The sequence below is a fragment of the Mesorhizobium sp. M0701 genome, assembly GCF_040320365.1.
GTDB lineage: Bacteria > Pseudomonadota > Alphaproteobacteria > Rhizobiales > Rhizobiaceae > Mesorhizobium.
Genome location: NZ_JAMYPO010000001.1, coordinates 170,910 through 194,849 on the forward strand (window position 1 = coordinate 170,910; position 23,940 = coordinate 194,849).

At 63.0% G+C, this 23,940-nt stretch carries 23 protein-coding genes, 1 tRNA gene and 1 pseudogene; 16 read left to right on the forward strand and 9 right to left on the reverse strand.

All coding sequences use genetic code 11. The features are described 5' to 3' along the window. Positions 1-24: 24 nt before the first annotated feature. Positions 25-1,209: a pyridoxal phosphate-dependent aminotransferase gene (locus NKI24_RS00830; protein ID WP_352682425.1), complete on the forward strand. Its 1,185-nt coding sequence runs from the start codon at positions 25-27 to the stop codon at positions 1,207-1,209. A gap of 22 nt (positions 1,210-1,231) precedes the next feature. After that, complete coding sequence (locus tag NKI24_RS00835) at positions 1,232-1,612, forward strand: YciI family protein (RefSeq protein WP_352742829.1); 381 nt, start codon at positions 1,232-1,234, stop codon at positions 1,610-1,612. Here NKI24_RS00835 and NKI24_RS00840 read toward each other — a convergent pair. The 4 genes and pseudogenes from NKI24_RS00840 to NKI24_RS00855 all read right to left on the reverse strand — a co-directional run. Then, positions 1,609-1,916, reverse strand: a pseudogene (locus tag NKI24_RS00840) (transposase); the annotation flags it as partial. The gene NKI24_RS00835 and the pseudogene NKI24_RS00840 overlap by 4 nt on opposite strands. Positions 1,917-1,941: 25 nt before the next feature. Further along, complete coding sequence (locus NKI24_RS00845) at positions 1,942-2,394, reverse strand: hypothetical protein (protein ID WP_352742831.1); 453 nt, start codon at positions 2,392-2,394, stop codon at positions 1,942-1,944. Positions 2,395-2,586: 192 nt separating this feature from the next. Then, a complete protein-coding gene (locus tag NKI24_RS00850; protein ID WP_352742833.1) occupies positions 2,587-3,342 on the reverse strand; it encodes an SDR family oxidoreductase in 756 nt (251 codons plus the stop codon). Positions 3,343-3,563: 221 nt separating this feature from the next. After that, positions 3,564-4,310, reverse strand: a complete 747-nt coding sequence (locus tag NKI24_RS00855; RefSeq protein WP_352742835.1) for a tellurite resistance TerB family protein — start codon at positions 4,308-4,310, stop codon at positions 3,564-3,566. A 277-nt stretch (positions 4,311-4,587) separates the two neighbouring features. On the opposite strand from NKI24_RS00855, the gene NKI24_RS00860 reads away from it, so the two are divergent. Then, positions 4,588-4,947, forward strand: a complete 360-nt coding sequence (locus NKI24_RS00860) for a YybH family protein (protein ID WP_352742837.1) — start codon at positions 4,588-4,590, stop codon at positions 4,945-4,947. 11 nt (positions 4,948-4,958) lie between these two features. Here the strand turns inward: NKI24_RS00860 and trhO are convergent, their stop codons facing one another. Both trhO and NKI24_RS00870 read right to left on the reverse strand, forming a co-directional pair. Next, positions 4,959-5,888, reverse strand: a complete 930-nt coding sequence (trhO, locus tag NKI24_RS00865; protein ID WP_352742839.1) for an oxygen-dependent tRNA uridine(34) hydroxylase TrhO — start codon at positions 5,886-5,888, stop codon at positions 4,959-4,961. An 18-nt stretch (positions 5,889-5,906) separates the two neighbouring features. Next, positions 5,907-6,068, reverse strand: coding sequence for a hypothetical protein (locus NKI24_RS00870; protein ID WP_352588071.1), 162 nt, complete (start codon positions 6,066-6,068; stop codon positions 5,907-5,909). Between NKI24_RS00870 and NKI24_RS00875 the strand changes: the two genes are divergently transcribed. Continuing rightward, the gene (locus NKI24_RS00875) at positions 6,058-6,696 is read left to right on the forward strand and encodes a 2-dehydro-3-deoxy-phosphogluconate aldolase (RefSeq protein ID WP_352742841.1); all 639 of its coding nucleotides are present in this window, start codon (positions 6,058-6,060) and stop codon (positions 6,694-6,696) included. The genes NKI24_RS00870 and NKI24_RS00875 overlap by 11 nt on opposite strands. 43 nt (positions 6,697-6,739) lie before the next feature. Here NKI24_RS00875 and NKI24_RS00880 read toward each other — a convergent pair. The 3 genes from NKI24_RS00880 to NKI24_RS00890 all read right to left on the reverse strand — a co-directional run bounded on the left by NKI24_RS00880 (position 6,740) and on the right by NKI24_RS00890 (position 10,726). Next, positions 6,740-6,813: transfer RNA gene (locus tag NKI24_RS00880), tRNA-Gln, on the reverse strand. 106 nt (positions 6,814-6,919) lie between these two features. Next, entirely contained in the window at positions 6,920-8,788 is a 1,869-nt protein-coding gene (mepK, locus tag NKI24_RS00885) for a peptidoglycan L,D-endopeptidase MepK (RefSeq protein ID WP_352742843.1), read from the reverse strand. A 360-nt stretch (positions 8,789-9,148) separates the two neighbouring features. Further along, positions 9,149-10,726, reverse strand: coding sequence for a sigma-54-dependent transcriptional regulator (locus tag NKI24_RS00890; RefSeq protein WP_352742845.1), 1,578 nt, complete (start codon positions 10,724-10,726; stop codon positions 9,149-9,151). A gap of 152 nt (positions 10,727-10,878) precedes the next feature. On the opposite strand from NKI24_RS00890, the gene NKI24_RS00895 reads away from it, so the two are divergent. The 12 genes from NKI24_RS00895 to hemH all read left to right on the forward strand — a co-directional run bounded on the left by NKI24_RS00895 (position 10,879) and on the right by hemH (position 23,872). Next, positions 10,879-12,714 carry a M3 family oligoendopeptidase gene (locus NKI24_RS00895; RefSeq protein WP_352742847.1) on the forward strand — a complete coding sequence of 612 codons (1,836 nt, stop codon included), beginning with the start codon at positions 10,879-10,881 and terminating at the stop codon, positions 12,712-12,714. Between the two features lie 391 nt (positions 12,715-13,105). Beyond that, entirely contained in the window at positions 13,106-13,912 is an 807-nt protein-coding gene (locus tag NKI24_RS00900; RefSeq protein WP_352742849.1) for a helix-hairpin-helix domain-containing protein, read from the forward strand. 158 nt (positions 13,913-14,070) lie between these two features. Beyond that, a complete protein-coding gene (locus NKI24_RS00905; protein WP_352588086.1) occupies positions 14,071-15,222 on the forward strand; it encodes an aminodeoxychorismate synthase component I in 1,152 nt (383 codons plus the stop codon). After that, on the forward strand, positions 15,171-15,833 hold the full coding sequence (locus NKI24_RS00910; RefSeq protein WP_352682523.1) for an aminotransferase class IV family protein: 663 nt from the start codon (positions 15,171-15,173) through the stop codon (positions 15,831-15,833). Before NKI24_RS00905 ends, NKI24_RS00910 begins: the two co-directional genes overlap by 52 nt. 17 nt (positions 15,834-15,850) lie before the next feature. After that, positions 15,851-16,138: a YciI family protein gene (locus tag NKI24_RS00915; protein WP_352682521.1), complete on the forward strand. Its 288-nt coding sequence runs from the start codon at positions 15,851-15,853 to the stop codon at positions 16,136-16,138. Further along, on the forward strand, positions 16,135-17,091 hold the full coding sequence (locus NKI24_RS00920; RefSeq protein ID WP_352742852.1) for a heme-dependent oxidative N-demethylase family protein: 957 nt from the start codon (positions 16,135-16,137) through the stop codon (positions 17,089-17,091). The genes NKI24_RS00915 and NKI24_RS00920 overlap by 4 nt, the downstream gene beginning before the upstream one ends. Then, positions 17,075-17,479 carry a hypothetical protein gene (locus tag NKI24_RS00925; RefSeq protein ID WP_352742854.1) on the forward strand — a complete coding sequence of 135 codons (405 nt, stop codon included), beginning with the start codon at positions 17,075-17,077 and terminating at the stop codon, positions 17,477-17,479. The genes NKI24_RS00920 and NKI24_RS00925 overlap by 17 nt, the downstream gene beginning before the upstream one ends. Next, positions 17,476-18,309, forward strand: a complete 834-nt coding sequence (locus tag NKI24_RS00930) for a hypothetical protein (RefSeq protein WP_352742856.1) — start codon at positions 17,476-17,478, stop codon at positions 18,307-18,309. The genes NKI24_RS00925 and NKI24_RS00930 overlap by 4 nt, the downstream gene beginning before the upstream one ends. A 122-nt stretch (positions 18,310-18,431) precedes the next feature. Then, on the forward strand, positions 18,432-19,877 hold the full coding sequence (locus tag NKI24_RS00935; protein ID WP_352448220.1) for a homospermidine synthase: 1,446 nt from the start codon (positions 18,432-18,434) through the stop codon (positions 19,875-19,877). A 187-nt stretch (positions 19,878-20,064) separates the two neighbouring features. Beyond that, positions 20,065-20,439, forward strand: a complete 375-nt coding sequence (omp10, locus tag NKI24_RS00940; protein WP_023720183.1) for an outer membrane lipoprotein Omp10 — start codon at positions 20,065-20,067, stop codon at positions 20,437-20,439. Positions 20,440-20,629: 190 nt separating this feature from the next. Then, positions 20,630-22,657 carry a 5'-nucleotidase C-terminal domain-containing protein gene (locus tag NKI24_RS00945; RefSeq protein ID WP_352742859.1) on the forward strand — a complete coding sequence of 676 codons (2,028 nt, stop codon included), beginning with the start codon at positions 20,630-20,632 and terminating at the stop codon, positions 22,655-22,657. 150 nt (positions 22,658-22,807) lie between these two features. Continuing rightward, positions 22,808-23,872 carry a ferrochelatase gene (hemH, locus tag NKI24_RS00950; RefSeq protein WP_023675392.1) on the forward strand — a complete coding sequence of 355 codons (1,065 nt, stop codon included), beginning with the start codon at positions 22,808-22,810 and terminating at the stop codon, positions 23,870-23,872. Positions 23,873-23,940: the final 68 nt, after the last annotated feature.

Genomic DNA, 23,940 nt, shown 5'->3' on the forward strand with positions numbered 1-23,940 from the left:
GAAAGAACCACACGGACGGGAAAAATGCTCCACACGATTTCGGCCTTCGATCGTCTCGGCGAGGAAAATGCCTTCGCGGTGCTGGCTCGTGCCACGGCACTCGCCCATCAGGGCCGCGATATCGTCAATCTCGGCATCGGCCAACCCGACTTCAAGACGCCGCAGCACATTGTAGAAGCGGCGATCAAGGCGCTGCGCGACGGCCATCACGGCTATACGCCGGCCAACGGCCTGCTGGCGACGCGCGAAGCGGTGGTCCGCCGCACGCTGGCCACTACCGGCGTCGAAGTCTCGCCCGAAGCGGTGATGATCCTGCCCGGCGGCAAGCCGACCATGTTCGCGGCCATCCTGATGTTCGGCGAGCCGGACGCCGAAATTCTCTATCCCGATCCCGGCTTTCCGATCTACCGCTCGATGATCGAGTTCACCGGTGCTGCCCCCATCCCGGTGCCGATGCGCGAGGAGAACGGCTTTGCCTTTTCGGCTGCGGAGACCTTGGCGCTGATCACCCCGAAGACCAGGCTGCTGATCCTCAACTCGCCCGCCAATCCGACCGGCGGCGTCACGCCTCGCGCCGAGATCGAAAAGCTGGTCAGGGGGCTGCAAGCGCACCCGGACGTCGCCATCCTCTCCGACGAGATCTACGACGTGATGACCTATGACGGCGAGACGCACTGCTCGCTGCTCGCCTTCCCCGAAATCCGCGACCGGCTGATCGTGCTCAACGGCTGGTCGAAGACCTGGGCGATGACCGGTTGGCGCATGGGCTGGTCGATCTGGCCGAATGGCGACAAGGGCGCGCATCTCTACGACAAGGTGCGCAAGCTGGCGGTCAATTGCTGGTCCTGCGTCAACGCGCCGAGCCAGTATGCCGGCATAGCCGCCATCGACGGCCCGCAGGACGACGTCGACAAGATGATGCGCGCCTTCGACCGCCGCAGGAAGGTCGTGGTCGAGGGGTTGAATGCCTTGCCGGGCGTTTCATGCATCACGCCGAAAGGCGCCTTCTATGCCTTCCCCAATGTTTCCAAGACCGGCTGGAAGGCCAAGAAGCTCGCCTCGGCTCTGCTCGAGGATGCCGGCGTGGCGCTGATCGGCGGCCCCGATTTCGGCATTCTCGGCGAAGGCTATGTCAGGCTGTCCTACGCGAATTCCGAAGAGAACATCCTGCGCGCGCTGGAGCGGATCGAGGCGTTCCTGGCGAAGTGAGGACGACGAAAGGAGACGCCAGATGTTCTATGCCATTCTTGCCTATCACGAGGAAGAAGCGATCACGGCACTGACGCCTGAGCAGGATGCGGCGCTGATGACCGATCTTCTCCAGATCAACGATCGGCTCTACCGGCAAGGCACCCTTGGGCCGGCGGCCCGGCTCGGCGCGACACAAGACGCCTGCACCTTGCGCGGGCCAGGCACCGGAATGGTTATCGACGGCCCCTTCGCCGAGACCAAGGAACAATTGCTGGGGCTCTATGTCGTCGACTGCGCCAACCGTGACGCCGCCATCGACATTGCGCGCGACCTTCGCCGCGTCAATCCGACCGCCGTCTACGAAATCCGCCCGATTTCGCTGTTCCTTCCCGGCGTGCCGCTTCCGGTCACGCGGCCCTAGGACGTAGACTCATAGCTACGTGGCCAGATGCGGATTGCGACGAGTTTTAGGGCGGCAAGAAAGTTCTCAGCCAGCTTGTCGTAGCGCGTCGCGATGCGACGGAACTGTTTGGCTTTGTTGAAGAAGCGCTCGATCAGGTTACGGGCTTTGTATAGGAAGGGCTGAAGCAGATCGGGGCCTTGCGATAGGCTTTGGGCGGGATATTGGCCCAAGTGTTCTGGTCCGTGATGGCAGTGCGCAATGCGTTGGCATCGTAGCCCTTGTCGGCGAGCAGCATCGCACCTTCAGGCAAATCTTTGATCAAGTCCGCTGCGGAGGCAGACATTTGGCTATGAAAGTGACGTCCAGACCACACTCTCAAGATCGGGAGAGTAGCGGGCGATGATAGCCTCTTGATCATTTTCCTGCGTGAGAATTATCTGCTTCCCAGTAGCGTCACCGAGCAATCGCATAAAGCGGTCAAGCTTCTCAACCTCGGTTTTTCCGCTGACTTGCCTTGGATCGAAGTCGAACTCAATTTCGACAGCGCTGAAGAAGTGACATGCAAGCTGGATTGGCCCGACGTAAAAAGACAGTAAGCTGCCTGTTTCGCATTCCAGGGCCGCTTCGACGCCCAATGGCATCGACTCGATCTTGCCGGAGACACTGAAACTAGCAGGCGGGGTCCATTCGAGGAGGATGTCCCAGACGACCTGCCAATCTGCCTCAGACGTGTTCAGAACGTAGATGTCTCGCCAGGAGCCGTCCCAAGCGAAATCCGATGCTATCTGTTCCCAATTCATGCATGAACCATTCTCTATGACTGCAGTTCTAGCATGACATACGCCATGAGCGCTTTCCACAAATCCCAAGCCCGCTTTCCACCTATCCCGGTCATTCCGCATTTATGAGTTTACGGCCTAGTCTAGTGCATGTCGCCCAAAAGTGCGCAGCGGTTTTGGGACAACGACATGTATACTACCTGGACCGGTTGCCTACCCTCGCCCGACAAACGGCATCTTCGTCGCCATCACGGTCATGAACAGCACGTTGGCGTCGAGCGGCAGGCTGGCCATATGGAGGACGGCATCGGCGACGCGCTCGACATCCATCACCGCTTCGGCGGCAATGGTGCCGTTGGCTTGCGGCACGCCGACCGTCATCGCCTGCGCCATGTCGGTCAGCGCGTTGCCGATGTCGATCTGGCCGCAAGCAATGTCGAAGGGCCTGCCGTCCAGCGCCAGCGTCTTGGTCAGCCCGGTGATGGCGTGCTTGGTCGCCGTATAGGGCACCGAGCCCGGCCGTGGCGCATAGGCCGATACCGAGCCGTTGTTGATGATGCGGCCGCCCATCGGCTGCTGCCTGCGCATGGCGCCGAACGCGGCGCGAGCACACAGGAACGAGCCGGTGAGATTGACCCCGACGATGTCGTTCCACACGTCGACCGGGATGTCGTCGATCAACGTCAATTTGTAGCTCGTGCCGGCATTGTTGAAGAGCAGGTCGACGCGCCCGAAAGCCGCAGCCACCGTCTCGAACAGATCGTCGACCTGATCGGCCTTGCTGATGTCGCAGGCGAAGGCCAATGCCTTGGCCTGCGTCGGCCCGGCCGCGGCGATCGCATCCTCCAGCACCGGCTTGCGGCGACCGCAGAAGACCGTATTCCAGCCGGCCTTGAGCAGCGCTGTGGCGACGCTTTTGCCGATGCCCGTGCCGGCGCCGGTTACGATGGCGGTTTTAGAGTCGGTCATGGCTGTACTCCCTGAAAGGGACGAGGCATCGCAAATGACGGGAACCATGGCAAGCCGGCCCAAAGCCTGTGCTCACAAAAAGGGCGGCCATTAGCGACCGCCCCTGATCCGAACCGGGCTTGGGAGGAGGAAAGCCGATCCGACTGGCTGAAATCATGCGCCCACCGGATTAGCGAGAAGCTAACGCCAACGGCGCCGAGCTCCGAGGCTTCCTCTTCGAGCTACCAGCGCGAGCCTGCGACCGGCTTGCCCGTGCTGCCCGCTGCCGGCACCTTCGCCGCCGTCACCGTCGCCTCGACATGGTCGACCAGCGCATCCGGCAGGCCGAGACGGCCGGCAAGCAGGTCGAGATAGCCGCGTTCGGCCCGCGTGTCCGGATCGATGGCAAGACGCGACGCGGTGTAGAGTTCCAGCTTTTGCGCATCGGTCTTGGCCCCGGCGATCAGCACATCCAGATCGAGCGGCGCCTCCAGTTCCGACATCAGGAATTTCTCCGCTTCGGCGCCGACGCCGGCGAGGCTGAGCTTGCCGGCGATCTTCTGCCGCTCTTCGTCATCGACGTGACCGTCGGCCTTCGCCGCCGAGATCATCGCCCTGACCAGCGTCAGCGTGAATTCGTCTTCGCCCTGCGGCGCTTGCGACGGATGGAAGGCGGTATCGGCCGGCGGCGGCAGCAATTCCGGTTCGCCTGCAGCTTGCGTCTCGGCCGGCGCGTTGCCGTTCTTGTAGTTCTGGTAGGCCTTGTAGGCGAGGCCACCGATCGCAGCCAACCCACCAAGCTTCACCGCCGCACCGGTGACCTGGCGGCCGGGGCCGGTTCCGAGCAGCACCGCGGCCAGCGCACCGGCGGCAAGCGGATTGTCCTTGGCCATCTGCACCGCCTGCCCGGCCTTGTCGCGGACGGTCGATCCGGTGCCGGGAACTTGCGAGCCGAGCAGATCGTCGAGGAGCTTCTTGGGATCGAACATCAATGCCTCCAGAATTGGCCCGGCCAAAGGCGCGCGGGCAGGGTTTGCACGTCGAAGACCTAGGTCCCGCAGTTTGACATTACAATGACGCGGCGCATCCTTTTGCCCGCTGCCACGCATGACGTCGCACCGACATCTGCTGGGATTTCACGCGGAAATTATAGTGCTGCAGCCTCCATCCGCGTCAAAAAACGCGCGGCGCTGTGGACATCGGACGTGTCGAAACCAGCTTCGACTTCGAGTAATGTCGCGGCATGTCGCTTGGGAGGAGCCTGGCATGACCGATGAGACAGACCGCCAGCCGGCACGCGACCCCCAGGAGCTGGAGCGCCTGCTGATTTCGCGGCAGTGGGTCGGAGACATTGACGGCATGGCCGCGCTTTTCGAGCAGCATGCCGTCATCGACAGCGGTGGCGGACAACTGACGTTCGGCCGCGAAGCCATCCGGGCGCTGTTCGCGGAGATCACCGCAACCGGCCGAAAATTTCAGTCCGGAGATCAGCGCCCGGCTGTCGTCAATGGCGACCTGGCGCTCACCTCGACCCGGCTTCCCGACGGCACCATCACCACCGAGGTGGCGCGCCGGCAGAACGACGGGACATGGCTGTGGGTCATCGATCGCTTCGCTGTTGCTTAACGTGAAGTTGCTTAACGTGAAGCTATTCCGATGTGGCGGTCGCCGCGTGCTTGCGCCAGCTCGACCTGGTGCTGGCGCTCGGCGTAGCGGGCGCGATCTTCGTCCGAGCGGGCATCGAAGCAATGCGGGCATGAAACGCCGGTGGCATATTGCGGCGACAGCCGGTCTTCTGCGGCTAGCGGATGCCGACAGGCGCGGCAGAGTTCGGCCTCGCCTTCGAGCAGCCCGTGCGATACCGAAACGCGCTCGTCGAAGACGAAGCATTCGCCTTGCCACAGGCTCTGTTCGGCGGGCACGTCCTCGAGATATTTCAGAATGCCGCCCTTGAGGTGGAACACATCCTCCAAACCGAGCGACTTCACATAGGCGGTCGCCTTCTCGCAGCGTATGCCGCCGGTGCAGAACATGGCGACCTTGCGCCCGTCGAACTCATGCCGATGCTGCTCGACCCAGGCCGGGAATTCGCGGAAGCTGTTGGTGGTAGGATCGACAGCGCCCTTGAAGGTGCCGAGCGACACCTCGTAGGCGTTGCGCGTGTCGATGACGATGGTACCCGTATCCGAGATCAGTGCATTCCAGTCGGCCGGCGCAACATAGGTGCCTGCACCTGCCGCCGGATCGATATTGTCCACGCCCATGGTGACGATCTCGCGCTTCAACCGCACCTTCATGCGGTGGAACGGCATCGTTGCGGCGCTGCTGTATTTGATCTCGAGGCCGGCGAGACCGTCGATGGATTCGAGATGATCGATGAGCGCGGCGATTGCCGTTTCACTGCCGGCGACCGTGCCGTTGATGCCCTCACGCGCCAACAGCAGCGTGCCTTTGATGCCGCGTGCGCAGCAGAAGGCGGCAAGCGGCGCGCGCAGCGCCTCGAAGGTGTCGAGCCGAGCGAAGCGGTAAAGCGCGGCAACACGGAAGGCTTGGCTGTGAAGTGTCATCACCAAGCCACTAAACGCTCACGACAGCCGGATCAAGGCAGAGCCGGGAGCGGTCTGATCGCGGAAGGTTTCGAACACCACGCGTGACATCGCGACACGCCGCGTTTCGTGGACAGAAAAACCGCCTTCTGCTAACCGGTCGACTTGATCAACAGAGGAGAGACGACGAATGCCCAGCACGACCGAAAAGCTCCTGTCGCTCCTCAACGGCCAGCCGGTCATACCGGTGCTGAAGATCGCCAATCCCGCCGACGCGGTGCCGCTGGCCCGGGCGCTGGCCAGCGGTGGCCTGCCGGTGATCGAGATCACGCTGCGCACCGCCGACGCGCTGGAGGCGATCCGCCGGGTGGCAGGCGAGGTCGAAGACGCGGTCGTCGGCGCCGGCACCATCCTGGACGCCTGCCAGTTCGGCGAGGCGGCGGCCGCCGGTTCGAAGTTCATCGTCAGCCCCGGCATCACCCGCGAGCTTCTCGCGGCAGCCAAGGACAGCGACGTGCCGTTGCTGCCCGGCGCCATCACGCCGGGAGAGGTCATGGCCGCCCGCGAAGCCGGCCTGCGCTTCCTGAAATTCTTCCCGGCCGAACAGTCGGGCGGCATCGCTTCGCTCAAGGCTTTCGCCTCGCCGCTTGCCGACGTGAAATTCTGCCCGACCGGCGGTATCACCGGCAAGAACGCCGCCGACTATCTCAGCCTGCCCAACGTCATCTGCGTCGGCGGTTCCTGGGTGGCGCCGGACGATCTGGTCAAGGCCGGCAAATGGGACGAGATCGAAGCCTTGGCGCGCGCGGCAAGCAAGCTCGGGCGCTAGCATCTTCTGCATCAAAAAGCCGCCGCCGATCTGGTTCGCCGGCTGGTTCCCGCTCATGGGCTCGAACCACGATTCACGCCTTCAAAGGGCGCTGTCCTACCATTAGACGAAGCGGGAGAATGCCTACCGCTGGTTAGCATCCCTGGATGAAGGAAGCCAGTGCCGGCGGTGGAGGCCGCGCGGGGTGCCAGCGCAGCCTTTACGATATTTTGCCCAGCGCGGCCTACTCGGTCTTGAAGCGGGCCACCGACATGAACTTGACGGCCTTGCCGGTGAACCGGTTTGCGTCGGCCATCTCGTTGCCCGGCTGGAAACCTATCGTATAGACCTCGCTCGGTGCCGTACGGACGAAGTCGTAGGCGTAGCGCGGCGCCGTTGTCGCATCTGAAACGGTTGCGACATACTCACCGCTGTGCAGCGCCCACCGGGCGGCCTGCGGCGCGGCGGCGACCACCACCGGCTTGGGGCCGGGCTTCAGGTCGCGGGCGGTGGCCCTGGGTTCCTTGCGTGTGGTCTTCACGCCCGCTCCGATGACGGCCGCCGGATCAGAACCTGCCGGGCGGGCAACGATGGCCTCGCGCGGCGATGCCCCGTCGCTCGATGCCCCATCGTCGCTCGCCGGTTCCTCGAACACCGATGCTTGCTCGGAAAGCGACGCGACCTTGTATTCGTCGGTCGCGCTGACCCGTTCCAGAACGGCCTTGACCTCGTCGGGCTGGGAACTGTCGGGCCGCGCCGACGGCAATACCGAGAATGCGTCGGTGGCGGTGTTGCTCCGCTCGGCCGCACTCGCCAGCGCCAGCAACACTTGCTTGTCCTGCGGCGCAAGACCCGCCGGCGAAAGATCGGCCGGCAGCGAATGATCGGGCCGCCAGCTCGGCACGGGAATGTTGCTTGCCGCGACCTGCACCGGGCCGGCCGCAGCAGACGGGTCTGCTATGCCGAACGGAACATTTGCCGGTGCCACACTGGCCGGCGTCACGCTTGCCGGCGCTTGCGCGGTCGCCACTGCCTGTTCAGTCGATCCAGCCGCATCCGCCACGCCGAACGGAACGTTTTCAGGCGGCTGGGCGCCGACGTCGGTCTTCGGACGCGGAGCAAAATCCGGCAGCGGGATGCTGCGGGCAGGCAATGCCGCGATGATCGTCTCCGGCGTGTCGTTCTCCGGTTCAGGCGCAGGCGCCGGAGCATCGGCGACTTCCGGAATCTGAGCGCGCTTGGCATCCTGAGGCGCCACGATGGCAATGCCAGGCAGGTTGCTGCTCTTGGCGGACGGCGCCGGCTTCACGTTACGGGGCTTTGGCGCCGGCTCGGCCATCGCCACGTCGGCGCTGTCGTCCGCCTCGTCGTCGCCACCGCCGAAGAGGGCTGCCAGGAACCCACGGGATTTTTTGGCACCGCCGCTTGCGCTGGCGAGTTCAATGGCCGGCGCGCCGGCGCCCTTGCGGGCTTTGTAGGAGGCGAGCGCCTGTTGATAGCCAGGCAGCGGCTTGCCGTCGCTCGGCACATGCAGCGTCTTGCCGTTGGGGAACACGCGCGCCAGTTCCTGGCGGCTGATGCCGGGCCAGTGGCGTACATTGCCGACATCCATATGCACGAAGGGCGAGCCGGAGCTGGGATAGTAGCCGACGCCGCCGCCCTGCATCCTGAGGCCGACGTCGCGCAGCTTCTTCAGCGGCACGCCGGGAATATAGAAATCCATCGCCCTGCCGAGCATGTGCTGGCTTTTTTCGGCGACGCCCCTGCTGCGGCTGCGCAGCATCGAATTCGTGGCCGGCGAACGATAGCCGCAGACGACCTGGATGTAATCGGTGGCGCCGCTCTCCCGATACGCTTCCCAGACCAGGTCCAGCAGGCGCGGATCCATCTTGGTCGGCTCGTTGCGGCGCCAGTCGCGCAGGATGATGTTGATCTTTCGCAGGCCCGCCTGGTCGTAGCGGCCATTGCGCTTGTAGACGATCTCCGCCTTTTCATGCGTGTGGAGATGATAGAGCTTCAGCGAACGTGTCTCGGCGCGGGCGCCGGTTGCCGCTGCTGCAAGGAACCCGACAGCAACAATCACCGCTGCCAGCCATCTCGGCCAGACGCTCATGTGATAATGCCGCCCGTTTTCGTGTCGTTCGATTCTGTTCAAATCAAAAGGCCTTGCAGGCTGCCGTTTTGTCCCCGGATTTGACCAAACGGATGCGTGGTGTGTGCATCCGAATATCGATCCTAATGGTTAATCATCGCTTATTGAAGCCGAAATGCGGTAACACGGTGGCGATATCCCGCCAAAAATATTGCGCAGGATATCTTGGTAAACCGCTGGTTTAGATCATGTTTTGGCGCCAGCTCGAAACACGATCTGTTACCGTCCGCCTTAATACGTGAACACAGCGGCGAATACCTCGTTTCGAGGCGTGCTTGCTTCGAATGGATGTCCGGATGAGAACCGGCTTGGCCCTGTGACTCAGGAAGCAAGCCGTTCAACGCGGCCGGTTTCCGGGTCGATGCCGTATTCCTTGAGCTTGCGGTAGAGCGTCGACCGGCCGATGCCGAGGCGGCGGGCGACTTCGCTCATCTGGCCGCTATAGTGATCGATGGCGAGCTTGATCATTTCGAGTTCGACGTCGGCCAGCGCACGCACATTGCCGCGCTCGTCGAGCGCCCGCAGCGTGCCGAAACGAGGCTTGGCTGGTGCATCGGCGTCGGCGGCTGCGATGCCGCCAGCGGCCGATATGTTGTCGCGCGGCTGGCTGCCCGAAGCCACTCCGGAAACTGGCCACCCTGGAGTTGGCCCCCCTGAAGCTGGCCATCCTGGAGCTGGCAAGGCGATACCCGAATCGAGATTGACCGTGCCCTCGACTTGCGCCCGGATCTGCGGGAATTCTTCTTCGGTCAGCATGTCGCCGTCGGCAAGCACCGAAGCCCGGAAGACGGCATTTTCGAGCTGCCTTATGTTGCCCGGCCAGTCATAGGCCTGCAGCATGGCAAGCGCCGCAGCCGAGATGCCCCGCAGGCGGTGGCGCGGATCGGCGGGCGCCACCTTCTCCATGAAGTGCTCGACCAGATAGGGGATGTCGTCGCGACGGTCGCGCAATGGCGGCACGACGATCGGGTAGACGTTCAACCGATAGAACAGATCCTCGCGGAACTTGCCGTCCTTGACCTGCTGCAGCAGGTTGCGATGGGTTGCCGAGATCAGCCTGATGTCGACCCGGATGGTCGAACGCCCGCCGACCGGATCGACCTCGCCGTCCTGCACGGCGCGCAACAGCTTGACCTGCACGTCGAGCGGCAGGTCGCCGATTTCGTCAAGGAACAGCGTGCCGGTGTGCGCTTCGACGAACTTGCCGGTATGTTTTTCGGTGGCGCCGGTGAACGAGCCCTTCTCGTGCCCGAACAGGATCGATTCGACCAGATTGTCGGGGATGGCGCCGCAATTGACGGTGACGAAGGGTTTCGAGCGGCGGTCGCCGCTGCCCTGGACGGCGCGCGCCACCAGTTCCTTGCCGACGCCGGATTCACCTTCGATCAGGATCGGAATGTTGGACGCCGCCGCCTTGCGGCCGAGCCGGATCACCCGATCCATCGCCGGACTGTGGGTGATCATGTCCTTGAATGTCAGATGGCCGCCACGCTGTCGTGACGAGCGCTTCACTTCGCCTTCGAGCGCTTCGACCTTGAGGGCGTTGCCGATCGACGCCTGCAGCCTGTCGGGGGAGGCCGGCTTGACGACGAAGTCGAAGGCGCCGTGACGCATTGCCGAAACGACGGTTTCGATGCCGCCCTGCGCGGTCTGCACGATGACGGGAATGTGGATGCCACGCTCGCGCATCGCCTTCAGCACGCCGATGCCGTCGAGCCCGGGCATCATAAGGTCGAGGATGACCACCGACACGTCGCGCGCATTGGGTCCGTCGACAAACTCGAGACCCGCCTCGCCGCCATCGGCGACGATCGCGGTGTGGCCGAATTTCGTCACCGCCGCCTCGAGAAGCCTGCGCTGCACGGGATCGTCATCGACTATGAGTATGGAAGCTGCCATGACTGATCCGACCGTGCCCGCCCGAGAATGCGCCCTATGGATCATCTTGGCACAGGGTTCTAAATAAGCTTTCAAAAAACCCGGTGAATGAATTCCTTAGGATTTGACCGGCTTCTCGTTTCCTCGAATTTTTGTGTCTGGAAGGATCGGCAATGCGCATGGTTTTTGCTCGAAAGCTGGCGGCGGCGCCCGGTCAGGGCGTGGCGCAGCTTGGCGACCTGCCGGAATGGAATCTGGCCGATCTCTATTCGGGCATGGAAGCGCCCGAGTTGAAGCGCGACATCGCCAAGGCCGCCGCCGATGCCATCGCCTTCGAGAGCCGTTGGAAAGGCACGCTCGCCGCCGAGGCCGGGCGTGGCAGCGCCGGCAGGCTGGGCGAGGCGCTTCAGGCCTATGAAGCGCTGGAGGAGCTGATCGGCCGCATCGTCTCCTATGCCGGGCTTGTCTATGCCGGCAACACGTCGGATCCGCAGCGCGCCAAGCTCTATGGCGACATCCAGGAAAAGATGACCGATGCCAGCGCGCACCTGCTGTTTTTCGCGCTCGAGCTGAACCTCATCGACGATGGCGCGATCGAAAACGCACTCGCCGCCGATCCGGCCTTCGCCCATTACCGGCCCTGGGTGCTCGATCTGCGCAAGGACAAGCCCTATCAGCTCGAAGACCGCATCGAGCAGCTCTTCCATGAAAAATCGATCACCGGGCGCGGGGCCTGGAACCGCCTGTTCGACGAGACGATGACCGATTTGCGCTTCGACGTCGACGGCGAGGAGCTGACGCTGGAGCCGGCGCTCAATCGCCTGCAGGACGCAGACAGCGAGGTGCGCCGCCGGGCGTCCGAGGCGTTGGCCACGACCTTCCGCAAGAATTTGCGCGTCTTTACGCTGGTCACCAACACGCTGGCCAAGGACAAGGAGATTTCTGACCGCTGGCGCGGCTTCGAGGACATTGCCGATTCCCGCCACCTCGCCAACCGCGTCGAACGCAGCGTGGTGGATGCACTCGCCGCGGCGGTTCGCGACGCCTATCCGCGCCTGTCGCATCGCTATTACGCGATGAAGGCGCGCTGGCTCGGCATGGAGGTGATGAACCACTGGGACCGCAATGCGCCATTGCCCGAGACCCCACAGGCGGTCATCGGCTGGGACGAGGCCAAGAACACCGTGCTTTCCGCCTACCAGCGCTTTTCGCCCGACATGGCGGAGATCGCCAGAACTTTCTTCGACCGCAACTGGATCGATGCACCGGTGAGACCCGGCAAGTCGCCTGGCGCCTTCGCGCATCCGACCGTGCCTTCGGCGCATCCCTATGTGCTGCTCAACTACATGGGCAAGCCGCGCGACGTGATGACGCTGGCGCACGAGCTCGGCCACGGCGTGCACCAGGTGCTGGCCGGCGGCCAAGGCGCCTTGATGGCGTCGACGCCGCTGACGCTGGCCGAAACCGCATCGGTGTTCGGCGAGATGCTGACCTTCCGCTCGCTGCTCGAGCAGACCACCGACAAGCGCGAACGCAAGGCCATGCTCGCCCAGAAGGTCGAGGACATGATCAACACGGTCGTGCGCCAGATCGCCTTCTACGAGTTCGAGCGCAAAGTGCATGCCGAGCGCAGGAGCGGCGAACTGACCTCCGACAAGCTCGGCCAGTTCTGGTTGGAAGTGCAGGCGGAAAGCCTCGGGCCGGCGATCAAGCTGCGCGAAGGGTACGAGATTTTCTGGACCTATATCCCGCACTTCATCCACTCGCCTTTCTACGTCTATGCCTACGCATTTGGCGATTGCCTGGTGAACTCGCTCTACGCGGTCTACCAGAACGCCGAGCGCGGCTTTCAGGAGAAATATTTTGCCATGCTGCGCGCCGGCGGCACCAAGCATCATTCCGAGCTTCTAGCGCCGTTCGGCCTCGACGCGGCCGACCCTGCCTTCTGGCAGATCGGGCTTGGCGTGATCAGCGGACTGATCGACGAGCTGGAAGCACTGGACAATTGATGCGCAAGACTGGGTGATGCGCAACACCGGATGACCGGCTTTCCAGAACAGTTTAGCAGCAATGCATATTGGCGATGGTTCTATTCTTGTCTTGGTTATTTGTTCTTAAATAACTTTCCATGGAAGTTTTCCGTTAGATTCCCGTAAGCTGTATGATAGCGTCCGCCCTCAAGCTCAGCCGGGCACGAATGGATCCGTCGGAAAATCCCGACCGGCCATGGCGTGTCGGCGGATGCGACAACGGTTGTTGGCTAGGGGCAAACCGGTCGCCGACAGCTCGATCGAAGCCGGCTGTTCTGCAAATTGCGGAACCACCATCGAATGGTCCTTCGCCGAGGTCATGGCTCTACAGGCCAGGGCGGACGGATCGGACTGGAGAGAGAGAAAGACAATGGGCACTTTTTTCTACATGCTCCTGGCGTTCCTGGTAGGTGTGTTGGTTGGCTGGTTCATTTGGGGACGCCTGCGTGGCGAACTCGACAGTTTGCGCGGCGATCTAGACCGCACGCGCAGCGAACGCGACAGATTGCGCGCCGATAGCGACCGTCTGACCGGTGAGTTGGATGCATGCGGCCGCGCCCGCGCCGATCTCGAACGCCGGCTGGGCGAGGCGAAAACCACCCAGGCGCCAACCGCGAAGGCGGCAACAGCCAAGGCGCCAGCCGCCAAGACCGGCGCGACCAAAGCCGCGATGCAGGCGCCGTCAACGCTGATGTCGACATCCGCACCGGCCAAACCGGCGCCGAAGAAATCTGCAACGGCCAAAGCCGCGGCTGCGCCGCGCGCAACTGCCGCTAAACCGGCAACGCCGAAACCGGCCGCATCGAAAGCGACCACCGCGCCCAAGACTGTGCCAGTGGCAAGCAAGGCTGCGCCGGCAAGCAAGACCGCGCCAGCGGCAAAGAAAGCCGCGACCGGCAAGGCAACAGCCGCGGCAGCAGGCAATGCCAACGATCTGCGTCGCCTGATCGGCATCGGCCCGACCAACGAGCGGCTGCTCAAAGGGCTTGGGGTCACGACCTATGCCCAGATCGCCGCCTGGACACCCGACGATGTCAAGCGGATCGAGGCGACGTTAAATTTCGACGGCCGTATCGAACGTGAACGCTGGATCGAGCAGGCGAAACTGCTTGCCGCCGGCGACGAAAAGGAATTTGCGCGCCGCTTCCCGACCGCGGGAGAAGCAAGCAACACCTGATCCATCGCAGGCTGCATCTGGAACAAGGCGGCGCCCTCTGGCGCCGCTTTTGTTTTTGCCGCCGCCGCGCCTTTGCGTCTTGAGACGCCGTTCCCTCGATTGCGCACGGTCGAGCCCCCATATAGATCGATCGCTGGTGACCGCAGCATCCGAGCCTTATGTCCCTGCCCCTGCCCTTTGCAATTTTCAGGAACGACGAGACCGCGCGGCAGCTCGTTTTCGACCGGCCGGCCGAGATAATCGCAGCGCATGGCGAGGCGGATTTTTTGCCGGCGCTGGAAGCCGCGCAGGCTGCACATGACGGCGGCAAATGGCTGGCCGGTTATTTCTCCTACGAGGCCGGTTACCTGCTCGAACCCAAGCTCGTTCCGCTGCTGCCGGCCGGCCGCCGCGCCCCGCTTTTTTGCCTCGGCGTGTTCGATGCGCCGGTCGAAGAGACGGTCGCGCCAGGCGATCTGCCGGCTAGCAACGGCCCAATCTTCGACGCCAAGGCAGCCTGGTCTTCGGACGACTACGCCAAACGCTTTGCCAGGCTGCATGACCACATCCGCAAGGGCGACTGCTACCAGGGCAATCTGACCTTTCCGGTCCATGCGCAATGGTCGGGCGATCCGCTGGTCGCCTTCAACGCGCTGACCGAACGCCAGCCGGTGAAGTATGGGGCGCTGGTCGCGCTCGGCGATCCGATCGTCTTGTCGCGTTCGCCCGAACTGTTCTTCGAGGTGGACGCGGAAGGCATGATCGAGACGCATCCGATGAAGGGCACCGCGCCGCGCGGGGCAACAAAAGCCGAGGACGATCGCCTGAAAGCGTTCTTGCGCAACGACGAGAAGAACCAGGCCGAGAACCGGATGATTGTCGATCTCCTGCGCAACGACATTTCACTGATCAGCGAGGTTGGCACGCTCGATGTGCCGGAGCTTTTCCGCATCGAGAGCTACCCGACCGTCCACCAGATGGTGAGCCGCGTGCGGGCGAAACTCCTGCCCGGCCTCGCCATCCGCCAGATTTTCGCCGCGCTGTTCCCCTGCGGCTCGATTACCGGCGCACCGAAGATCCGCGCCATGGAGATCCTGCGCGAGCTGGAAAGTGGCCCGCGCGATGTCTATTGCGGCGCCATAGGCTGGATCGCGCCTGGCGGCCGGATGCGCTTTTCGGTGGCGATCCGCACCATCTCGCTCTTTGCCAATGGCGAGGCGGTCTACAATGTCGGCGGTGGCGTCGTCTTCGATTCGACAGCCGAAGAGGAGTACCAGGAGTGTCTGCTGAAAGCCCGTTTCGCGACGGGAACACTGCCGATTTCGAACTGATCGAAACAATGCGCTGGGAACCCGGCTCGGGTTTCGTCCGTTTCGACCGCCATCTCGCGCGGCTTTACGGCTCGGCAAGCGAACTCGGTTTCGCCTGCGATCCGCAAAGGGTCGGCGAAGCGCTGATGAATGCGGTCGGCCGCCAGCAGATCGCGTTGCGCACTCGCCTCGTCCTGTCGCGCAAGGGCGAAGTCGCGGTTTCGGCGCAGCCTTACGAGCCGCTCGCCGCAGACAAGGTCTGGACACTTCAACTGGCACGGGTGCGGCTTGATTCGAGCGACATGCTGCTGCGCCACAAGACCAGCCGCCGACAAACCTATACGCGCGCCCGCGCCGAATATCTCGCCAGCCGCGCCGACGAGGTGCTGCTCGCCAATGAGCGCGGCGAAATCTGCGAGGGCACGATCACCAATGTCTTTGCCGATTTCGGTGACGGCGTGCTGGCCACGCCGCGGCTCGATTGCGGCCTGCTGCCTGGCGTCCTGCGCGGCGAACTGCTGGATCAAGGCCGCGCCGGTGAAGCGGTCTACACGTGGAACGAATTGAAATCGGCCAAGGCGCTGTTCGTCGGCAACTCGCTGCGCGGATTGATCCCGGCGCGGCTGGGCTGAAGCATCTGGAGACAACAATGTTCGTGGTTTCGCTGAACTACAAGGTGCCGCTGACCGAGATCGACCGCCTGCAGCAAGCGCATGTCGAATGGCTGAAGGCCTGCTACGCGGAAGGTATCTTTGTCGCCTCCGGGCCAAAGCGGCCAAGGACCGGCGGCATCATCATCGCGCGCGGTCCACGCGAGGAGCTCGATGCCAGACTGGCGGACGATCCCTTCGCCAAGGCAGGTGCCGCCGATTACGAAATCACCGAATTCACGGCGAGAATGGCCGCCGCCGCGCTGGAAGCCTACAAAGAAGCATGAGTTTCCGCCCCCCGACCCACACACCCTATGACGGCTCGTCGAAACTCTTCACCATCGGGCTGAAGCCGCTCAATCTCGATAGCTGGATCGAGGTCGACGAATATCTGCTGCCCTATCTTGCCGAAAAACGCCGGCTTTACGCGGAAATTCCCGGCAAGGTTTTTGTCGAGGAGCAAACAACGCGCGACGCTCAGCGCGAAGTGCTCGATCTGCTCGGTACGCATCTGGCGGCGAACTTTCCTGAGACCCACAGGCGTACCGACAATGCGATCGAGGTGATCGGCGGCACCGACGATCTCGAAGGCTCGGGCACCGCAGCTTCTTTCAGCGATGCGCCGCTTGTCGCGGCCTCGCTGCTTGTGCAGGAGGATTTGATCCTGATGCGCCGCGACGAGAGCGGCTGGCGTCTGGCCGCCGGCTCGCTCTGCTTCCCGTCGTCATGGTCGCTGACCGAAAAATTCGGCAAGCCGCTGCAGCAGATCCACGCGCCGGTACCGGGTTTCGGCCCTGGCACACGCCCGGCCGATCTCATCAACCGCATGTTCGACGGCCTCCAGGGCCAAGCCGTCGAGCGCTACAACTGGTCGATCCAGGCGGGCGGCGCGCTCTACCATCCGCTCTCCAACCTCGAACGCATCGACCGCGCCAGCAGTCGCCCGTCGAGATTCCCGGACGGCGACATCGACGCCCATGTCTTTATCCGGGTCGAGCGGCAGACGCTGAGAAAGCTCCCCGTTTCGGGCGACGTACTCTTCACCATCCGCATCCATCTCGACCCGCTCGCCGTGCTGGAACGCCACCCCGGCCGCGCGGCGCTCGCGGCGTCCTTGGCCGAACAACTTCTGGCGCTGGACGAGGCACAACTCGACTACAAGGGGATGACCGCCGACCGTGACCGGCTGGTGGAAAAACTGAAAATGATCGCTTGGGGGAACAATGATCCAGCATCTTAGCAGGCCGGTCACGTTCATGGCCGCGATCCTGGTACTGTCGACAGCAGCCGAGGCGGAGCCGGTGACTTATGCCGGCAAGCTTGGAAAGAGCGATATCGTCGTCGAATTCACCGGCGACCCCGCGGCGCCCGGCGGCCCGCTGGCCGGCCGCTATTTCTACCGCTCGAAGGGCGTCGACATCCCGCTGCAGGCCAGGTCGCAGCAGGGCAGCACGTTCGAACTGGCCGAGGAGGAGGCATGCGGCGCCGATAATTGCGATGAAAGGCCGCGCCGATCGCCGCTGTGTGGCGCCCGGCCTCATCCAGTAACGGCAAGACCCTTGAAGGCAGCTGGAACGGAAAGAAGGCGCTGCCGCTCAGATTGGAACGGGTCGCAAGTCGGCAAGTGACCGGGAACGAGCCCAGCACCCCGCTCGATCTCTACGATTTCAGCTTCATGAAGTTCTTCGGCAATGACACGCCGCTCACCATGGAAACGTCCCCTTATGACTATCTGCGGATGGACACTCAGCTCGATAACGGCAAGACGACTGGTTGGCCGGACGCAACCTACCGCTATGTCGTCGACCCCCGCACCAGGTTTGCCACGCCGCGCATTGTCGAACTGTCCGGCGACGTTCCGATCGAGGTCGCGAATGCTCTGCTGCAAGAGAGGCACTGGCGCGCAAACATTGGCGCACTGGGCTGCCTGGCGGCGCAATATGCCGGTTTCAACGAAGGCGGGCCGATTGACGGTATGAACGACGGCACGCTCGGCGGCTATGAGGACAGCACATTCGAAGTGACCTCGCTGACGCCGCGGCTGATGAGCTGGCGGGAGTCCGGCAGCATCTTCTGCGGCGGAGCGCATCCGACCAACTATTCGGACGCCTACATCATGGATGTGCGGCGCGGCGTCCTGCTTGGCCTTCAGGACATTTTCTCGGATACGGTGGATGGCAAGCCCGGTCCTTCCCTGGCCTCCTTCGTCAAGCAGCGGCGCAAGAAACCGATCGATCAGACCGATATCGATCACGAAGCCGAATGCGGCATGGACGATCTCATCGGCGAATATCTAGCGGTCAGCCTCTGGCGTGAGGGCGACAAGCAGGTTCTGGTTTTCGGGCTCCAGACCCTGCCGCATGCCATCCAGGCCTGCGCCGACGATCTGCTGGAACTGCCGGTCTCCGAGGCACGTGACCTCTTCAAGCCTGAATTCGCAAGACTGGTCGAGCCGTAGCCGGGATGGCGCGGTGTAACGCCGGCCGTCCGCTTTTCGCTTTATTGTGACAATGATCTATGGTTTGTCGCGCCGGGGCCAAGCCGCTGTTCCGAAGCGTTTTTTGAGGGAGTAATCGATAAATGGCGAATGAAAACTGGCCCGTTTACGGTGAGATCACCGGCCCTGTAGTGATGATCGGCTTCGGCTCGATCGGACGGGGAACGCTGCCGCTGATCGAGCGCCATTTCAAATTCGACAAGTCGCGCATGACGGTCATCGACCCGCGCGACACCGACCGTAAATTGCTCGACGAGCGCGGCATCACCTTCATGCAGGATGCGGTGACCAAAAAGAACTACAAGAAGCTGCTGACACCACTTTTGACCAATGGCGGCGGCCAGGGCTTTTGCGTCAACCTGTCGGTCGACACTTCCTCGCTTGAGCTGATGAAGCTCTGCCGCAAGCTTGGCGTCCTCTATATCGACACGGTGGTCGAACCCTGGCTCGGCTTTTATTTCGACGAGAAGGCCGACAACGCCTCACGCACCAACTATGCGCTGCGCGAGACCGTACGTACTGAAATCGCGAAGAACCCGGGCGGCACCACGGCGATCTCGTGCTGCGGCGCCAATCCGGGCATGGTCTCGTGGTTCGTCAAGCAGGCACTGGTCAATCTCGCCACAGATCTTGGCCTCGACTTCTCGGAACCCGCGCAGCACGATCGCGAAGGCTGGGCCAGGCTGATGAAGAAGGCCGGCGTCAAGGGCATCCATATCGCCGAGCGCGACACCCAGCGCACCAAGAAGCCCAAGCCGATGAACGTGTTCTGGAACACCTGGTCGGTCGAAGGCTTCATTTCGGAAGGGCTGCAGCCGGCCGAGCTCGGCTGGGGCACGCATGAGGCGTGGATGCCGAAGAACGCCAAAAGCCACAAGAACGGTTCGAAGGCCGCGATCTATCTGGAGCAGCCCGGCGCCAATACACGCGTGCGCACATGGTGTCCGACGCCCGGCCCGCAATACGGTTTCCTGGTGACACACAACGAAGCGATCTCGATTGCCGATTTTTTCACGCTGCGCGGCAAGAAGGGCAAGGTGCAATACCGGCCGACCTGCCATTACGCCTATCATCCCTGCAACGACGCCGTGCTGTCGCTGCACGAGATGTTCGGTGTCGCCGGCAAGGCTCAGCCCGTGCATCACGTGCTCGACGAAAATGAACTGGTCGATGGCGTCGACGAACTCGGCGTGCTGCTCTACGGCCACGCCAAGAACGCCTACTGGTACGGCTCGCAGCTGTCGCTGGCCGAGGCGCGCAAGCTGGCGCCCTATCAGAACGCCACCGGCATGCAGGTCACGTCGGCGGTGCTGGCCGGCATGGTCTGGGCGCTGGAAAATCCCGAGGCCGGCATCGTCGAGGCCGACGAGATGGATTACAAGCGCTGCCTCGACGTGCAGGGCCCCTATCTCGGGCCGGTCAGGAGCTATTATACCGACTGGACACCGCTCGACAATCGGCCTGGTCTGTTTCCCGAGGATCTCGATACCAAAGACCCGTGGCAATTCCGCAACATCCTCGTTCGATAGCAGCGTTGCCTCGACACTCGGCCAGCTTGCAATCGCCCGGAAATCGGGCGATTGAAGAGGGGCGGCCGAGAGCCACGTGCGTCCATTTGGACGCACAAAGTACGCTCTAGCACTTTGAATGTGCGCATCGTGCTTTCCGAAAATCGGATCGATTTTCGGGCCGATGCGAGAGGAGAGGATCTTGAAGATGACGATTGCGCAAAGACTGCTTTCGGCTGGCATTGCCGCGGCCGCTACGGTCGCGTTGGCGGCCTGCACGACAACCGGCCCAGGCGAGCCGCCGGTGATCACGGCCAAGGGGGTTGAAGGCTCCTGGATCGACGCGCAGGGCACGGGCTTGTCCACCTTCAAGGGCGGCAGCTTCGCGACCGTCGCAACCGACACCGGCCAGAAGCTTGCCGACGGCAGCTACACCATGACCGGCGGCACCTCGGTCGAGATTCATGGCACTTCGCTGATCCGCCAGACGCCGATCAGCTTCAACTGCCTGATGGTCTCCACCAGCCAGCTCAATTGCACCAGCGCGAGCGGGCAGAATTTTGTGCTGACCAGGCGCACCTGAAATCCGATTCCGAATTTACTTTGCACAAGGGCGGCGGCTTCAAGCCGCCGTCTTCTTGCGCCGGCAAAGCTGATGCCGATTTCCGCTTGCATCGACTGAAACGCGATGTGAACATAGCCCAAGAGGGCTGTTACATCCCAGTCAAACAAGAGCGTTAAACGCCTCTGGTCAAGTTATCCGGGAGACGAGAATGAAGAAGATTGCTGCCATCGCCGCGCTGTCGGCATCGGCGCTTGGCCTGTCGGCAGGGGTATCCTTTGCCGACTACACGCTCAACATCCTGCACATCAACGACTGGCATAGCCGCATCGAGAGCAACAACAAGTACGAATCGACCTGCTCGGCCGAGGAGGAGACCAAGGGCGAATGCGTCGGCGGCGCCGGCCGCCTGGTCACCGCGATCGCGCAGGAGCGCAAGAAGCTGGAAGGCCAGAACGTGCTGCTGCTCAGCGCCGGCGACAATTTCCAGGGCTCGCTCTTCTACACGACCTACAAAGGCAAGACCGAAGGCGAATTCCTCAACCAGATGAAATTCGATGCCGAGGCTCTCGGCAACCATGAGTTCGACGATGGCGAGTCGGCGCTGGCGCCGTTTCTCGACATGATCCAGTTTCCGGTGCTCGGCGCCAATGTGAAGGCCAATGCGCAATCCAAGCTCGGCGACCGCGTCAAGCCGTCGATCGTGGTCGAGGTCGGCGGCCAGAAGATCGGCATCGTCGGCGCGGTCACCAACGACACGCCGGAGCTTGCCACCCCTGGCCCGAACATTGCCATCGAAGACGACGTCAAGTCGATCACCGCTGAGGTCGAGAAACTGAAGCGAGAGGGCGTCAACAAGATCATCGCGGTCACCCATATCGGCTACAAGCGCGAGCGCGACGTGATCGCCAAGATCCCCGGGATCGACGTGGTGGTCGGCGGCCACAGCCATTCGCTGCTGTCCAACACCGACCCCAAGGCGGAAGGCCCATATCCGACGATGGTCGACAATCCGGACGGTTACAAAGTGCCGGTCGTGCAGGCGGCGTCCTATTCGAAATATCTCGGCGAGTTCAAGGTCGTGTTCGACGACAACGGCGTCGTCAAGGAGGCAAGCGGCGATCCCATCCATCTCGACAAATCGATCACGCCCGACCCCGCCGTGCTTGCCCGCATCAAGGAACTCGGCGCGCCGATCGAGGCCTTGAAGAACAAGGAAGTCGCCGAGACCACCAAGGCGATCGACGGCAGTCGCGAAAACTGCCGCGCCCGCGAATGCGAGATGGGCAATCTGGTCTCCGACGCCGTCCTCGACCGGGTCAAGGGCCAAGGCGTCGAGATCGTCATCTCGAATGGCGGCGGCTTGCGCGCCTCCATCGACCAGGGCACCGTCACCATGGGCGAGGTTCTCACCGTCCTGCCGTTTCAGAACACGCTGGCGACCTTCCAGATCTCCGGCAAGGATTTGGTTGCCGGCCTCGAAAGCGGCCTCAGCCAGGTCGAGGACGGCGCCGGGCGCTTCCCGCAGGTTGCCGGCCTGAAATATGCGTTCGACAAATCGGCGCCGCCTAACGGACGCGTCAAATCGGTCGAGGTCATGGAAGGCGGCGCCTGGACGCCGATTAAGCCGGACAAGGATTACCTGGTCGCCACCAACAACTATGTCCGCCAGGGCGGCGACGGCTACAAGGTGTTCGCCGAGAAGGCCAAGAACGCCTATGATTACGGCCCGGGGCTGGAACAGGTCGTCGCCGACTACCTAGGCGCGCACCGGCCCTATACGCCGAAGCTCGACGGCCGCATCACCGAGATCGCCGCGACCGTAGCCCCGGCCGCAGAACCTGCCAACCCTGCCGAACCGCCAAAACCTGCCGAGGCTGCGCCGGCAAAGCCCGTTGAGCCGGCAATGCCCGAAATGCCGGCCGGCTCCGGCGACATTTCCAAGACGCCGCCGGCCGTCCCGGCTGAAACAGCGCCGGCACCCGCACCCGCCGAGCCGGCCCAGCCGGCGGCACCTGCGGCTCCGGCCACACCGGCTCCGGCGACCCCTGCTCCGGCTGAGCCGGCACCGGCCGAAAGCAGCCATGTGATCGTCGCCGGCGATACCTATTGGGATCTCGCGGTGAAGGCTTATGGCGACGGCACCAAATGGAAAATAATCTCCGATGCCAACAAAGCCTACGAGCCACGCCGCCTTCCGGTCGGCGCAACCTTGACGATCCCGGCGGCCTCGAAGTAATCCGGCCGCAGGAACGCAATGCACCCGCCCGGCAGACCGGGCGGGTGTTGCATTTCTGGGATAAGGTGCGGCCAGACGCAGCATTTGAAAACCGGCGCGGCATCGCTACTTTCGCCGCGGCACCGTTGGTTCGCGGTGTTGGAGAACCTCATGACGCTTGCCAACCCTGCTGAAATCAAAGCCGAGAAGACTGCCGCCTCGCCGTCGGCAGGGCGCCCTCTGGTCAGGACCGGCAAGGTCGGTGTCATGCTGATCAATCTCGGCACCCCGGACGGCACCGGCTTCAAGCCGATGTGGCGCTACCTCCGGGAGTTCCTGTCCGATCCGCGCGTCATCGAGCTCAACAAGGCGATCTGGTATCCGATCCTCTACGGCGTGGTCCTCACCACCCGGCCGAAGAAATCAGGGGCCAACTATGCCAGGATATGGAACCGGGAGCGCAACGAGTCGCCGCTGCGAACCTACACCCGCGCCCAGGCCGAGAAGCTCGGGCTCGCGCTCGGCGAGCTACCCAATGTCGTCGTCGACTGGGCGATGCGCTACGGCAACCCTTCGACCGAGAGCGTGGCCGAGAGACTGGTCGAGCAAGGCTGCGACCGCATCCTGTCTTTCCCGCTCTATCCGCAATATTCGGCGACGACGACTGCGACTGCCAACGACCAGCTGTTTCGCGCCCTGATGAAGATGCGCCGCGCCCCGGCCATTCGCAGCGTGCCACCCTATTACAACGAGCCGGCCTATATCGAGGCGCTCGCCCGTTCGATCGAAAAGCATCTGGCGAGCCTCGGATTCGAACCGGAAATTGTCATCGCTTCCTATCACGGCATTCCGAAACCCTATTCCGACAAGGGCGACCCCTACCAGGCCCATTGCCTCGAGACGACCCGACTGCTGCGCGAAAAGCTCGGCTGGGATGAAAACAAGCTGATTACCACCTTCCAGTCGCGCTTCGGCGCGCAGGAGTGGCTGCAGCCCTACACCGACAAGACGGTCGAAAGACTAGGGCGCGAAGGCGTGAAATCGGTCGCCATCGTCAATCCAGGATTTTCCGTCGACTGCATCGAGACGCTGGACGAGATCGGCAGGGAAGCGTCCGAGACCTTCCATCATGCCGGCGGCGAAAAGTTCGCACACATCCCTTGCCTCAACGACAGTGCCGAGGGCATGGCGGTGATCGAGGCGATGGTGCGGCGCGAGCTGTCCGGCTGGGCCTGAACAGATCGCCCGTCTATTCACCGGCAATCCATGATCACCTGATTGTAACGTTGCTGAAACACACTTAA

Coding starts and splice junctions, on each gene's coding strand:
- NKI24_RS00830 (WP_352682425.1), top strand. CDS start 25: ATGCTCCACACGATTTCGGCCTTCGATCGTCTCGGCGAGGAAAATGCC.
- NKI24_RS00835 (WP_352742829.1), top strand. CDS start 1,232: ATGTTCTATGCCATTCTTGCCTATCACGAGGAAGAAGCGATCACGGCA.
- NKI24_RS00845 (WP_352742831.1), bottom strand. CDS start 2,394: ATGAATTGGGAACAGATAGCATCGGATTTCGCTTGGGACGGCTCCTGG.
- NKI24_RS00850 (WP_352742833.1), bottom strand. CDS start 3,342: ATGACCGACTCTAAAACCGCCATCGTAACCGGCGCCGGCACGGGCATC.
- NKI24_RS00855 (WP_352742835.1), bottom strand. CDS start 4,310: ATGTTCGATCCCAAGAAGCTCCTCGACGATCTGCTCGGCTCGCAAGTT.
- NKI24_RS00860 (WP_352742837.1), top strand. CDS start 4,588: ATGACCGATGAGACAGACCGCCAGCCGGCACGCGACCCCCAGGAGCTG.
- trhO (WP_352742839.1), bottom strand. CDS start 5,888: ATGACACTTCACAGCCAAGCCTTCCGTGTTGCCGCGCTTTACCGCTTC.
- NKI24_RS00875 (WP_352742841.1), top strand. CDS start 6,058: ATGCCCAGCACGACCGAAAAGCTCCTGTCGCTCCTCAACGGCCAGCCG.
- mepK (WP_352742843.1), bottom strand. CDS start 8,788: ATGAGCGTCTGGCCGAGATGGCTGGCAGCGGTGATTGTTGCTGTCGGG.
- NKI24_RS00890 (WP_352742845.1), bottom strand. CDS start 10,726: ATGGCAGCTTCCATACTCATAGTCGATGACGATCCCGTGCAGCGCAGG.
- NKI24_RS00895 (WP_352742847.1), top strand. CDS start 10,879: ATGCGCATGGTTTTTGCTCGAAAGCTGGCGGCGGCGCCCGGTCAGGGC.
- NKI24_RS00900 (WP_352742849.1), top strand. CDS start 13,106: ATGGGCACTTTTTTCTACATGCTCCTGGCGTTCCTGGTAGGTGTGTTG.
- NKI24_RS00905 (WP_352588086.1), top strand. CDS start 14,071: ATGTCCCTGCCCCTGCCCTTTGCAATTTTCAGGAACGACGAGACCGCG.
- NKI24_RS00915 (WP_352682521.1), top strand. CDS start 15,851: ATGTTCGTGGTTTCGCTGAACTACAAGGTGCCGCTGACCGAGATCGAC.
- NKI24_RS00920 (WP_352742852.1), top strand. CDS start 16,135: ATGAGTTTCCGCCCCCCGACCCACACACCCTATGACGGCTCGTCGAAA.
- NKI24_RS00925 (WP_352742854.1), top strand. CDS start 17,075: ATGATCCAGCATCTTAGCAGGCCGGTCACGTTCATGGCCGCGATCCTG.
- NKI24_RS00935 (WP_352448220.1), top strand. CDS start 18,432: ATGGCGAATGAAAACTGGCCCGTTTACGGTGAGATCACCGGCCCTGTA.
- omp10 (WP_023720183.1), top strand. CDS start 20,065: ATGACGATTGCGCAAAGACTGCTTTCGGCTGGCATTGCCGCGGCCGCT.
- NKI24_RS00945 (WP_352742859.1), top strand. CDS start 20,630: ATGAAGAAGATTGCTGCCATCGCCGCGCTGTCGGCATCGGCGCTTGGC.
- hemH (WP_023675392.1), top strand. CDS start 22,808: ATGACGCTTGCCAACCCTGCTGAAATCAAAGCCGAGAAGACTGCCGCC.